The sequence below is a fragment of the Streptomyces finlayi genome (assembly GCF_014216315.1).
GTDB classification, from domain to species: Bacteria; Actinomycetota; Actinomycetes; order Streptomycetales; family Streptomycetaceae; genus Streptomyces; species Streptomyces finlayi_A.
This window is the reverse complement of sequence record NZ_CP045702.1, coordinates 2,711,518-2,723,417: the sequence shown is the minus strand read 5'-3', so window position 1 is coordinate 2,723,417 and position 11,900 is coordinate 2,711,518. Positions and strand designations below refer to the sequence as shown.

The 11,900-nt window shown below is 70.8% G+C and carries 10 protein-coding genes; 4 read left to right on the top strand and 6 right to left on the bottom strand.

Annotation, left to right across the window (positions count from 1 at the left end; translation table 11 throughout):
- Positions 1–124 precede the first annotated feature (124 nt).
- Together F0344_RS12240 and F0344_RS12235 are read left to right on the top strand one after the other, a co-directional pair.
- Positions 125–628 (top strand): FBP domain-containing protein, encoded by a 504-nt coding sequence (locus F0344_RS12240; protein WP_185298814.1) that lies wholly within the window; start codon positions 125–127, stop codon positions 626–628.
- 122 nt (positions 629–750) lie between these two features.
- Positions 751–2,784, top strand: a complete 2,034-nt coding sequence (locus F0344_RS12235; RefSeq protein ID WP_185298813.1) for a thioredoxin domain-containing protein — start codon at positions 751–753, stop codon at positions 2,782–2,784.
- Positions 2,785–2,848: 64 nt separating this feature from the next.
- Here the strand turns inward: F0344_RS12235 and trhA are convergent, their stop codons facing one another.
- Positions 2,849–3,538, bottom strand: a complete 690-nt coding sequence (gene trhA, locus F0344_RS12230) for a PAQR family membrane homeostasis protein TrhA (protein ID WP_185298812.1) — start codon at positions 3,536–3,538, stop codon at positions 2,849–2,851.
- Between the two features lie 207 nt (positions 3,539–3,745).
- Here trhA and F0344_RS12225 point away from each other — a divergent pair, with 207 nt between their 5' ends.
- Positions 3,746–5,572, top strand: coding sequence for a phosphoenolpyruvate carboxykinase (GTP) (locus tag F0344_RS12225; protein ID WP_185298811.1), 1,827 nt, complete (start codon positions 3,746–3,748; stop codon positions 5,570–5,572).
- Between the two features lie 416 nt (positions 5,573–5,988).
- On the opposite strand, the gene F0344_RS12220 is transcribed toward F0344_RS12225, so the two are convergent.
- The 4 genes from F0344_RS12220 to F0344_RS12205 all read right to left on the bottom strand — a co-directional run bounded on the left by F0344_RS12220 (position 5,989) and on the right by F0344_RS12205 (position 9,660).
- Entirely contained in the window at positions 5,989–6,378 is a 390-nt protein-coding gene (locus F0344_RS12220; protein ID WP_185298810.1) for an SCO4983 family protein, read from the bottom strand.
- Between the two features lie 103 nt (positions 6,379–6,481).
- Positions 6,482–7,693 (bottom strand): pyridoxal phosphate-dependent aminotransferase, encoded by a 1,212-nt coding sequence (locus F0344_RS12215; protein WP_185298809.1) that lies wholly within the window; start codon positions 7,691–7,693, stop codon positions 6,482–6,484.
- A 225-nt stretch (positions 7,694–7,918) separates the two neighbouring features.
- A complete protein-coding gene (locus tag F0344_RS12210) occupies positions 7,919–8,731 on the bottom strand; it encodes an arylamine N-acetyltransferase family protein (protein WP_185298808.1) in 813 nt (270 codons plus the stop codon).
- A 38-nt stretch (positions 8,732–8,769) separates the two neighbouring features.
- Positions 8,770–9,660, bottom strand: coding sequence for an NAD(P)-dependent oxidoreductase (locus tag F0344_RS12205; RefSeq protein ID WP_185298807.1), 891 nt, complete (start codon positions 9,658–9,660; stop codon positions 8,770–8,772).
- Positions 9,661–9,757: 97 nt separating this feature from the next.
- Here F0344_RS12205 and F0344_RS12200 point away from each other — a divergent pair, with 97 nt between their 5' ends.
- Positions 9,758–10,099, top strand: a complete 342-nt coding sequence (locus F0344_RS12200; RefSeq protein WP_185298806.1) for a winged helix-turn-helix transcriptional regulator — start codon at positions 9,758–9,760, stop codon at positions 10,097–10,099.
- Positions 10,100–10,149: 50 nt separating this feature from the next.
- Here F0344_RS12200 and F0344_RS12195 read toward each other — a convergent pair whose 3' ends face one another.
- Complete coding sequence (locus F0344_RS12195) at positions 10,150–11,799, bottom strand: N-acyl-D-amino-acid deacylase family protein (protein ID WP_185298805.1); 1,650 nt, start codon at positions 11,797–11,799, stop codon at positions 10,150–10,152.
- Positions 11,800–11,900 lie beyond the last annotated feature (101 nt).

The window sequence follows — 11,900 nt, the reverse complement described above, 5'->3', positions numbered from 1 at the left end:
GTCCCCCTAGGTCAGTTTGCGCAGACGCCTTCCCCGAATCCCCGTCGTCATGCCGATCGGCGCGAGGAGGGGGCGGCGAATACGGGGATGCGATGCGTTTACCGGCCACGTAACGTCGACGCCCGTGGAACCGCTCAGTGAGAAAGACATCAGGTCGTCCTTCGTGAACTGCACCAAGGGCGAGGCGGCGCGGCTCAGGCTGCCGCTCGATTTCGGTGAACTGCCCTGGAGGGACCTGGACTTCCTCGGCTGGGTCGATCCCGGGGCCCCGCTCCGGGCCCATATCGTGCTGCCGCGCGCGGACGGGCCGCTGAGCTTCTCGCTGCGCGTCCCCTCCGTGCGGCGTACCAGCGCCGTGAAGTCCAGCCTCTGCCAGATCTGCCTGACGGGACACGCCTCCTCCGGAGTCTCCCTGCTCGCCGCCCCGTTGGCGGGTACGAAGGGCCGTGAGGGCAACACGGTCGGCATCTACATCTGCGCCGACCTGGCCTGCCCGCTGTACGTACGGGGCAAGCGGCAGGCGAAGCTGCGGGCCGGGCGTTACGAGGAGTCGCTCACCGTGGAGGAGCGCGTCGCCCGCATGGCGGCGAACCTCGACGCGTTCGCCGCGAAGGTGACCGAGGGGTGACCGCCGAGGTGGAGAGCCCGTCGCCCACCGGGTGAGGGCGCTCAGGCGAGATCCGGCCGGGCGCGGCAGCGTCCGCGTCGGCTTCGCCGGGCGGGGCCGGGCGTTGTGAGAGGCTGGGTCGTATGAACCGGTTGGCTGGCGCGACCTCGCCTTACCTCCTCCAGCACGCGAACAACCCCGTCGACTGGTGGCAGTGGGAACCCGCCGCCTTCGAGGAAGCCCGCCGGCGCAACGTGCCGGTGTTCCTGAGCGTCGGATACAGCTCGTGCCACTGGTGCCATGTGCTCGCCCACGAGAGCTTCGAGGACGAGACCACCGCGGCCTACATGAACGAGCACTTCGTCTCGGTGAAGGTGGACCGCGAGGAACGCCCCGACGTGGACGCCGTCTACATGGAGGCCGTGCAGGCGGCGACCGGGCAGGGCGGCTGGCCCATGTCCGTATTCATGACACCGGACGGCGAGCCCTTCTACTTCGGTACGTACTTCCCGCCCGCACCCCGGCACGGTCTGCCCTCCTTCCGGCAGGTGCTCGACGGCGTCCACAGCGCGTGGACGGACCGGCGCGAGGAGGTCGGGGAGGTCGCGGAGAAGATCACCCGTGATCTGGCGGCGCGCGAGCTGGTGTCCGGCGCGGGCGACGGGGTCCCCGGCGAGGCCGAGCTCGCGCAGGCCCTGCTCGGGATCACCCGGGAGTACGACACGGAGAGCGGCTGGCTCGGCGGTGGCGACACCAAGTTCCCGCCGAGCATGGCGATCGAGTTCCTGCTGCGGCACCACGCGCGGACGGGGTCCGACGGGGCCCTGGAGATGGCCGAGGGCATCTGTGACGCCATGGCGCGCTCCAGCCTCTTCGACCAGCTGGGTGGCGGCTTCCACCGGTACGTGCTGCGCCCGCGGCCGGGCGGAGCCCTCGTACCGCACTTCGAGAAGATGCTGTACGACAACGCGCTGCTCTGCCGGGTGTACGCCCACGTGTGGCGGGCCACCGGCTCCGATGTGGCACGCAGGATCGCGTTGGAGACCGCCGACTTCATGGTGCGCGAGCTGCGTACGGCGGAGGGCGGCTACGCCTCGGCACTGGACGCGGACAGCGAGGCCGAGGACGGCAGCCATGTCGAGGGCGCCTACTACGTGTGGACGGCCGGACAACTGCGCGAGGTCCTGGGGGAGGAGGACGCCGCGTTCGCCGCGGAGTACTTCGGGGTCACCGAGGAGGGCACCTTCGAGGAGGGCTCCTCCGTCCTCCAGCTGCCGCGGACCGAGGCGGAGGCGGACCAGGCGCGGGTCGCCGGAGTGCGGGCGCGGCTGCTGGCGGCTCGTGGGAAGAGGGCGCGTCCGGGGCGCGACGACAAGGTCGTCGCCGCCTGGAACGGCCTGGTGATCGCCGCGCTCGCCGAGACGGGGGCGTACTTCGAGCGGCCCGACCTCATCGAGCGGGCCACCGAGGCCGCCGACCTGCTCGTCCGGGTACACATGGGCGAGGTGGCCCGGCTGTCACGGACCTCCAGGGACGGGCGCGTGGGCGGGCACGCCGGAGTGCTGGAGGACTACGGCGATGTGGCGGAGGGATTCCTCGCGCTGGCCGCCGTCACCGGCGAAGGCGTGTGGCTGGAGTTCGCGGGCTTCCTGCTCGACATCGTGCTGGAGCGCTTCACCGGTGAGGGCGGACAGCTGTACGACACGGCCGACGACGCCGAGCAGCTGATCCGCCGGCCGCAGGACCCCACGGACAGCGCCACCCCGGCCGGCTGGACGGCGGCGGCGGGCGCCCTGCTCTCCTACGCGGCCCACACCGGGTCGGAGGCGCACCGCACGGCCGCCGAAGGCGCGCTGGGTGTCGTGAAGGCGCTGGGCCCGCGTGCGCCCCGCTTCATCGGCTGGGGGCTGGCGGTGGCCGAGGCACTGCTGGACGGGCCGCGCGAGATCGCGGTCGCCGGGCCGGTCGGCGGGGAGCTGCACCGGACCGCACTGCTGGGCCGGGCACCGGGCGCGGTGGTGGCGGCGGGCGAGGGCCCGGCGGCGGGTGCGGAGTTCCCGCTGCTGGTGGACCGGCCGCTGGTGGACGGCGAGCCGACGGCGTACGTCTGCCGGCACTTCGTCTGTGACGCGCCGACCGCGGACGCGGCGGAGCTGGCGCGCAAGCTCGGCGGCTGAGCCGCGGAGGCGCAGATCCGAGGGTCCTCGTACCGGCCCCGGGGCCCGTACGAGGACAAGGAACTCACCCGTGCCGGTAGGCCACCAGCGAGATGCCGACGTAGTGCGCGATGAAGGCCGCGAGGGTCAGCGAGTGGAAGACCTCGTGGAACCCGAACCAGCGCGGTGAGGGGTTCGGCCGCTTGATCCCGTAGATGACGCCGCCCGCGCTGTAGAGGACCCCTCCGACCACGACGAGCACGAGGACGGCGATGCCGCCCGTGCGCATGAAGTCCGGCAGGAAGAAGACCGCGGCCCAGCCCATCGCGATGTAGCACGGGGTGTAGAGCCAGCGGGGGGCGCCGACCCAGAACACCCGGAACGCGATTCCCGCCACCGCTGCCACCCATACCGCCCAGAGAAGGGGCCGCCCGGTGGAATCGGGGAGGAGAAGCAGGGTCAGCGGGGTATAGGTGCCCGCGATGATCAAAAAGATATTGGCGTGGTCGAGCCTGCGGAGCACCGCTTCACCGCGCGGCCCCCAGGTGCCGCGGTGGTAGATCGCGCTGACGCCGAACAGCAGGCAGGCGCTCAGCACGAAGACGGTGCAGGCGACCCGGGCACGGGTGCCGTCGGCCAGTGCGATGAGGACGATTCCGGCGATCAGGGCCGCCGGGAACATCCCGGCGTGCAGCCAGCCACGCAGCCGTGGCTTCACCTGCATGGAGTAGGGCTCGGCGATCACGGGCGCGGCGGCAGCGTCGGCGGCAGTCATAACGGCATGTTACCTACGCTTCCGTAGGTAACGGTAAGGAGTGGCGATGCTCACGTGTGCGGCCCCCTGGACATATGGGCGCAAGAGTCGGATGATCAAATGAGTGCGGTCGGCACCGGATGAGCGCCATGGGAATTCGAAGGGGTCAGCATCCGGGTCGCAGCCCCCACGGGGCCTACCAGCAGACACCCTCGACAAGGAGCGATCGTGGCGCGCGACATCGCGGCTCCCCTCACTGTTCCCACCAACCACCAGGAGCTCATCTCCTGGGTCGACGAGATCGCAGCTCTCACCGAGCCGGACCGGGTGGTCTGGTGCGACGGTTCCGAGGCGGAGTACGAGCGCCTGTGCGACGAGCTCGTCGCCAAGGGAACCTTCACCAAGCTGAACGAGGCCAAGCGCCCGAACTCGTACTACGCCGCGTCCGACCCGAGCGATGTCGCCCGCGTCGAGGACCGCACGTACATCTGCTCCGAGAAGGAGGAGGACGCGGGCCCGACCAACCACTGGAAGGCCCCCGCCGAGATGCGGGACGTCTTCACCGGTGAGAACGGCGTCTTCCGCGGCTCCATGCGCGGCCGCACCATGTACGTCGTCCCGTTCTGCATGGGCCCCGTCGGCTCGCCGCTCTCCGCGATCGGTGTCGAGATCACCGACTCCGCGTACGTCGCCGTCTCCATGCGCACCATGACCCGCATGGGACAGGCCGTCCTGAACGAGCTCGGGGACGACGGCTTCTTCGTCAAGGCCGTCCACACCCTCGGTGCGCCGCTCGCCGATGGCGAGGCCGACGTGCCGTGGCCGTGCAACACCACCAAGTACATCTCGCACTTCCCCGAGGACCGCGAGATCTGGTCCTACGGCTCCGGCTACGGCGGCAACGCCCTGCTCGGCAAGAAGTGCTACGCGCTGCGCATCGCCTCCGTCATGGCGCGTGACGAGGGCTGGCTCGCCGAGCACATGCTGATCCTCAAGCTGACGCCGCCGCAGGGCGAGCCGAAGTACGTCACGGCGGCCTTCCCCTCCGCCTGCGGCAAGACGAACCTCGCCATGCTGGAGCCGACGATCGACGGCTGGACCGTCGAGACCATCGGTGACGACATCGCCTGGATGCGTTTCGGCGAGGACGGCCAGCTGTACGCGATCAACCCCGAGGCCGGCTTCTTCGGTGTCGCGCCGGGCACGGGTGAGCACACCAACGCCAACGCCATGAAGACGATGTACGGCAACTCCGTCTTCACGAACGTCGCACTCACGGACGACGGCGACGTGTGGTGGGAGGGCATGACCGAGGAGCCGCCCGCGCACCTCACGGACTGGAAGGGCAACGACTGGACCCCCGAGTCCGGCGTCCCCGCCGCCCACCCCAACTCCCGCTTCACCGTGCCGGCCGGGCAGTGCCCGATCATCGCGCCCGAGTGGGAGGACCCGAAGGGCGTGCCGATCTCGGCGATCCTCTTCGGTGGCCGCCGTGCCTCGGCCGTGCCGCTGGTCACCGAGTCCTTCAACTGGCAGCACGGTGTCTTCCTCGGGGCCAACGTCGCCTCCGAGAAGACCGCCGCCGCCGAGGGCAAGGTCGGCGAGCTGCGCCGCGACCCGTTCGCCATGCTGCCGTTCTGCGGCTACAACATGGGCGACTACATGGCCCACTGGGTCAAGGTCGGCGCGGACAAGCCCGACCAGTCGAAGCTCCCGAAGATCTACTACGTGAACTGGTTCCGCAAGAACGAGGCGGGCAAGTTCGTGTGGCCCGGCTTCGGTGAGAACAGCCGCGTCCTGAAGTGGATCGTCGAGCGCCTCAACGGCCAGGCGGAGGGCGTCGAGACCCCGATCGGCATCGTGCCGGCCAAGGGTGCTCTCGACACCAAGGGCCTGGACCTCTCCGAGTCCGACCTGGACTTCCTGCTCAAGGTGGACAAGGAGGTCTGGCGCGAGGAGGCCGCACTGGTTCCCGAGCACCTCAACACCTTCGGCGACCACGCTCCCAAGGAGCTGTGGGACGAGTACCGCGCGCTGGTTCAGCGCCTCGGCTGACGCCCCACCGGGGCGGCGCCCTCGGGTGCCGCCCCGTGCACGACCCCCGCGGCCGGGCCTCCGGACATCCGCCCTGACCTGTGGGGCCGACGGCCCGCCGCGGCCCGGCCCCCGGAAGCCCTCACCGCTTCCGGGGGCCGCCTCTTTTCGGGCGGAATGCCCGAGAGTCACCGCCGACGCGCGCACGAGACCTTCACGCCTGTCGTGTGGCCCTCACAAGGCGCCCCGCTGTGTGCGTGGGCACCAACAGGGCCTGTGGGGGACTCGGTTGCAGATGTCTCGGCACTGCCCGCGCACGGCGTCGGCGGTGATCCGCGTACGCCGGTAGTCCGGCAGGCCGAACCCCGGTACCCGCCCGGGTCGATCAAGTGGTGACACCCGGTCCGCGAGCCCCGAAGGCCCGTGGACCGGGGCCGTCAGTGGACGCCGACGAGGCGCGAGGGGGTGGCGGCCGCCGCGGCGTGTGCGTCCATGCGCTCGGCCGCGAGGATCGCCGCCGCCGTGTCCGCACGGGACGCGGCCACCACGAGCGCACGGCCCGCGAGCGCGTGCGCGCGCCGGTGCAGTGCGGCCGGAGCCGCTTCGGTCAGGCCCGCGTGGCGCGCCGGCGGCGCCCCGCGCAGCCGGGCGACCTGTTCGGCGATGGCGTCACCGGCGGGGCCGAGGCCCAGTTCGTCGGTCACGGCGAGTAGCGCGGCCAGGTGTCCGGCGAGCTGGATGTCCAGCTCCTCCTCCCGCGTGCGGTGCGGGAAGTCGGCGTCGTCGGCCGTCGTGTGGACCGATTTGGTGCGGATCGGTTCGTACATGGGATGGCCTCCTGGTGTCGCCGTGGAACCATCCTAGCTTGGATTCAGTCTAAAGTTGTGCCTGATCCGGTAAAGCGTCGACCGGCAGGTGGACCGGCAGGCCCTACGGCTGGCTGTAGCCGTCAAGGAAGTTCCCGATCCTGGTCACCGCGGCGACCAGGTCCTTCGTCGGCGGCAGCGTCACGATCCGGAAGTGATCGGGTTCGGGCCAGTTGAACCCCGTGCCGTGCACCACCATGATCTTCTCGGCCCGCAGCAGATCCAGCACCATCTGCCGGTCGTCCTTGATCTTGTAGACCTTCGGGTCCAGCCGGGGGAAGAGGTACAGCGCCCCCTTGGGCTTCACGCACGTCACCCCGGGGATCTGCGTCAGCAGGTCGTACGCCACGTCCCGCTGCTCCAGGATCCGCCCGCCCGGCAGCACCAGATCGTTGATCGACTGACGGCCGCCGAGCGCCGTGGCCACCGCGTGCTGCGAGGGCATGTTGGCGCACAGCCGCATGTTGGCGAGGATCGTCAGCCCCTCGATGTACGAGGAGGCGTGCGCCTTCGGGCCGCAGACCGCCAGCCAGCCGGACCGGAAACCGGCGACCCGGTAGTTCTTCGACAGCCCGTTGAAGGTCAGCACCATCAGATCGGGGGCGATCGCGGCCGTCGGGGTGTGCGTCGCGCCGTCGTACAGGATGCGGTCGTAGATCTCGTCGGAGCAGACGACCAACTGGTGGCGCCGGGCGATCTCCGTCAGCCCGCGCAGCATCTCGTCGTCGTACACCGCGCCGGTCGGGTTGTTCGGGTTGATGATCACCAGGGCCTTGGTGCGGTCGGTGATCTTCCGCTCGATGTCGGCGAGGTCGGGCATCCAGTCCGCCTGCTCGTCGCACCGGTAGTGCACAGCCGTGCCGCCGGCCAGGGAGACCGAGGCGGTCCACAGCGGATAGTCCGGAGCGGGTACGAGCACCTCGTCGCCGTCGTCGAGCAGCGCCTGCATCGACATCTGGATCAGCTCGGAGACGCCGTTGCCGAGGTAGACGTCCTCGACGTCGAGGTCGATCGCCTTGGTCTGGTAGTGCTGCACCACCGCGCGGCGCGCCGACAGCAGGCCCTTCGCGTCGCCGTAGCCGTGCGCCCCGGAGAGGTTGCGCAGTATGTCTTCGAGAATCTCGGGCGGGCACTCGAATCCGAACGCGGCGGGGTTGCCGGTGTTGAGCTTGAGGATGCGGTGACCTGCTGCTTCCAGCCGCATCGCCTCCTCGAGCACCGGACCCCGGATTTCGTAACAGACGCCGGAGAGCTTCGTGGACTGGATGACCTGCATGTCTGCGAGCTTACGACCGTGTTTCGCCGGGTGCGCGGAGATTCCCGCCCGTTCCCCCCATCGGGGTGCTCCCGGGGCGCGGCCCGTCTTCCATCGGCAGACCGCCCGCCGCCCCGGACCGTCGGAAGCCCGGCCGGGGCGGCGTCACGGCTTGGAATTCGGGTGTCCCGGGCCCGGCGGGCGGGCCCGGGTGAGATGCGCCACGCGGGTTCCGGAGCCGAGGTCCTACTCCGGCAGGCGGGTGCCTTCCGGGAGCCGGATCGCGAAGTCGTCCGCCAGCACGCGCAGCACCTCGGCGGAATCCGCCAGCTGCCGCTCCTTGACCGTGCCGTCGGCCGCCGTCTCGACGAGGTCGAGGCCCGAGAGCGCCAGATGGGCCAGGGGCGTGGTCCGCTGCGCGTACACGGCCCGGCTGAACGGGGAGCGCGGGTCGGTCGCGACGTGCCAGTTGATGACCTCGTAGTCCGGCGCCTCGAACGGCTCCCGGGTGAACACGTACTGCGGCTCCCAGACCCCGCTCTTCTCCGTCTGGAGCTCCCACATCTCCAGCGGCCCGACGTGCGGGGCGTGTACGAGCCGGTGGTGGCGCGGGGTGTCGTGCAACTCGATGTCCGCCACCAGCGGGATCGGCTCCAGCAGCGCGCCACTGGCCCCGAAGCCGACATCGGCCAGATACGGGGCGGGCTCGTCCTCCACCTCCACCTCCATCAGCATGTGCGTACGTGGCCGGATGTCACCGGGAGCGGCCCCCAGCACCACTCGGGCGGCGAGCAGCGTCACGTCGAATCCCAGCTGGGTCAGGACGGCGGCGAAGAGGGTGTTGTGCTCGTAGCAGTACCCACCGCGGTCACCACGGACGAGCTTCGCCTCCAGGTCCTCCAGGGCGAGCGAGGGAGCGGAACCGCGGACCGGGTCCAGATTCTCGAACGGGATCCCGAGCATGTGGGCCCGGTGCACGGACCGCAGCACCTCCAGGGTGGGCCTGCGCTCCCCGGTCCAGCCGATGCGGGCGAAATAGGCGTCGAGGTCGAGTGTCATACCTCGACGGTACGCAGCCGGGGGCCCGGCGCGCCTCCTCAGCGGTGAAGGAGTTCGATCACTCCTGTGGTGCTCTCGTCGCCGTGTCCGTCCTTCAGACGGCGTTCCATCAGATCCATGAAGGGGAGCAGCAGTTCACTGCTCACGCCCTGCTCCTCGGCCGTGCGCAGCAGCGTGGTGTTGCCCGCGACCATCATGGCGAGGTTCGAGACGACGCCCGTGGTGTAGTCGCCGCTGGTCAGTTCCCCGGCCGTCGTCTGTGCGGCCGGAGCCATCGCGACGAGCCACTCGGCGAGCAGCGGGGCGAACTCCAGCAGGTCGATGTCCTCCTTGCGGACCAGCGCGAAGGCGTGCGAGAGGCCCGCGAACATGCCCGTCATCGCGCTGAGCAGGGCCACGTCCTGGAGAGCGGCGAAGCCTGGGTCCTCGCCGACGTACCGGGCGCCGGCGGGCACGGTCAGGGTCTGGCGATGGGCGTCGAAGGCGGCGGGGGAGCCGCTGTAGAAGACGTAACCGCCGGACTCCGGTGCGCCGATCATCGGCGGGACCGCCATGATTCCGCCGTCCAGGAACCTGGCGCCGCGCTCCCGGGCCCACGCGGCCCGGGCCCGGGCCCGGGCCGGGGTGCCGGTGGTGAGGTCGACCAGGTCCTTCCCGGTCAGGTCGGCGTCGGCCAGCGCCTCCTCGACCGAGGCGTCGTCGAGCAGGCAGAGCACGACGAGTTCGTTGGCGGCCACGGCCTCGGCGGCGGTCGGAGCGGTCCGCGCGCCGTGGGCGACGAGCGGTTCGGCGCGTGCGGGGGTGCGGTTCCAGACGGTCAGGGGGTGTCCGGCGGCGAGCCAGGTGCGGGCGAGCGTGGTGCCCATGGCGCCCAGGCCGAGCAGCGTGAGCGGGGTGGGAGAGGTCTTCTGCGGGGCGTTGTCAGTCATGACGACTAGGCTTCCTGTGGACTCCGGAGCGATCAAGTACCCACTTGGAAGTGGGTGGTTACCCCGAAGAGAGTGACCAGGTGGGAAGGGGTGAGTCATGGGAGCCACGCGAAGGCCGGGGGCGTACGTCTGCGGGATCGACGCCGCGATGGGCGTGGTCGGCGGCAAGTGGAAGGGGCTGATCCTGTGGGCGCTCAACGAGCGCACGTACCGCTTCGGTGAGCTGCGCAGAGAGCTGCCCGGTGTGACGGAGAAGGTGCTGACGTCCCATCTGCGGGAGCTGGAGGAGGACGGCATCGTGCACCGCGAGGTGCATGCCGAGGTGCCGCCCCGGGTGGAGTATTCGCTGACTCCGCTGGGCGTCTCGCTCAACGAGGCGCTGGAACCGCTGGGCGCGTGGGGGCGGGAGAAGCTCCTTCAGGAGCCGCCCACCGCGTGATCCGATCCCTGTCCCTCGGGGGCGGCCTCTCTCTTGCGGCACCGGGTCCGTCAGGCGCGTCCCGCGCCCCTGACCGCCTTTCCCGCCAGCACCGAGGTCCGCTTGCCGTCCTCGATGACGGGGCGGCCGTCGATGAGGACGTGCGGGATGCCGGTGGGCAGGGCGCGCGGCGTTTCGAACGTCGAGCCGGCCGCCACCGTCCTCGGGTCGAAGAGGACCAGGTCGGCGCGGTAACCCACGCGGACCAGGCCTCGGTCCGGCAGCCGCAGGCGGGCTGCCGGACGTGAGGTGAGGTGGGCCACGCACTCCTCCAGGGTGAGGACGCCCAGCTCCCGTACGTACCGGCCGAGATACTGCGGGAACGTGCCGTAGGCGCGGGGGTGCGGCTTGTCGCCCTGGAGGATGCCGTCGCTGCCTCCCGTGTGGACGCGGTGGCGCATGATCTGCCGGACGTTCTCCTCGTGGCCCACGTGCTGGAGGATCGTGGAGCCGAGCCGGTCCTCGACGAGGAGGCGGCGGGCGGTGACCCAGGGGGCCTCGCCGCGCAGCCGGGCGGACTCGGCGACCGTACGGCCGACATGACCGGCGAGGGACGGTGAGCCCACGCCCGAGATCTCGATGGTGTCCCACTCGATGGGCACCCCGTGGCAGCCGTCCGAGCCGAGCACCTCCAGATGGTGGCGGATGCGTTCCGCCGTCGCGTCGTCGGCGAGACGGCCGAGGACCGACTCGGGGCCGCCCTCGCCCGCCCAGCTGGGCAGCATCGCGACGAGGGTGGTGCAGCCGGGGGTGTACGGGTAGGTGTCGAGGGAGATGTCCGCGCCCGCGTCGAGGGCGTCGTCGAGGAGCGCGAGGAGATCGGGTGCCTTGCCCTTGTTCACCCCGAAGTTCATGGTCGCGTGCGCGAGGTGCAGGGCGCAGCCCGCGAATGGGGCCTCCCCTGCTCCCTTTGGAGCTCGGGGACGGGTGAGCTCGACCATCTCCTCGTACGCGGCGAGCGCGCCCGCGCCGTACGAGCGGTGGTGCGGGCAGTAGTAGCCGCCGTGCGCGGCCACGACCCGGCAGAGCTCGGTGAGTTCGGCGTCGTCCGCGTACATGCCGGGGGTGTAGGTGAGGCCGGAGGACATGCCCACCGCGCCCTCGGCCATGCCCTGGGCGACGAGTTCCTTCATCCGGGCCAGCTCGGCCGGGGTGGCGGGGCGGTCGTCCCAGCCGACGGCGTACATGCGGACCGTGCCCTGGGGGATGAGGTAGGCGGCGTTGACCGCGATGCCCTGGCCGCCGAAGTTGCGGTCGAGGCGGTCCAGGTACTCGCCGACCGTGCGCCAGTCGAAGTCGATGTCCGAACCGTCCCCGTTCCAGCCGGTGATGGTCCTGCGCACGGCGGTGAGGGTGCGGTCGTCGACCGGGGCGTACGAGAGGCCGTCCTGGCCGAGGACTTCCAGGGTGACGCCCTGCGCGGCCTTCGCGCTGTGGTCCGGGTCGCGGAGCAGCGCGAGGTCGCTGTGCGCGTGCATGTCGATGAACCCGGGCGAGAGCGCGAGGCCGTCGGCGTCCAGGGTGCGGTGGGCGGTGGGGCGGGGGCCGTCGCCTTCGCGGTGGATCGCGGCGATCCGGCCGTTGTCGAGGGCGACGTCCGCGCGGTAGGCGGGGGTGGCGGTGCCGTCTATGACGGTCGCGTCGCGTATGACCAGGTCCATGGGGTGCCTTTCGGGGGGCCCTTCTTCTACCCCTCCCCGCCCCTTCCCGTAATCGGAGGCTCCGACCCCGACCCCTGCTCCTCAATCGCCGGAGAGGCTGA

Excerpts from the sequence above, each read along its gene's own strand:
- F0344_RS12205 (WP_185298807.1), bottom strand. The coding sequence starts at position 9,660 with ATGACTGACAACGCCCCGCAGAAGACCTCTCCCACCCCGCTCACGCTG.
- F0344_RS12220 (WP_185298810.1), bottom strand. The coding sequence starts at position 6,378 with ATGTACGAACCGATCCGCACCAAATCGGTCCACACGACGGCCGACGAC.
- F0344_RS12195 (WP_185298805.1), bottom strand. The coding sequence starts at position 11,799 with ATGGACCTGGTCATACGCGACGCGACCGTCATAGACGGCACCGCCACC.
- trhA (WP_185298812.1), bottom strand. The coding sequence starts at position 3,538 with ATGACTGCCGCCGACGCTGCCGCCGCGCCCGTGATCGCCGAGCCCTAC.
- F0344_RS12210 (WP_185298808.1), bottom strand. The coding sequence starts at position 8,731 with ATGACACTCGACCTCGACGCCTATTTCGCCCGCATCGGCTGGACCGGG.
- F0344_RS12235 (WP_185298813.1), top strand. The coding sequence starts at position 751 with ATGAACCGGTTGGCTGGCGCGACCTCGCCTTACCTCCTCCAGCACGCG.
- F0344_RS12200 (WP_185298806.1), top strand. The coding sequence starts at position 9,758 with ATGGGAGCCACGCGAAGGCCGGGGGCGTACGTCTGCGGGATCGACGCC.
- F0344_RS12215 (WP_185298809.1), bottom strand. The coding sequence starts at position 7,693 with ATGCAGGTCATCCAGTCCACGAAGCTCTCCGGCGTCTGTTACGAAATC.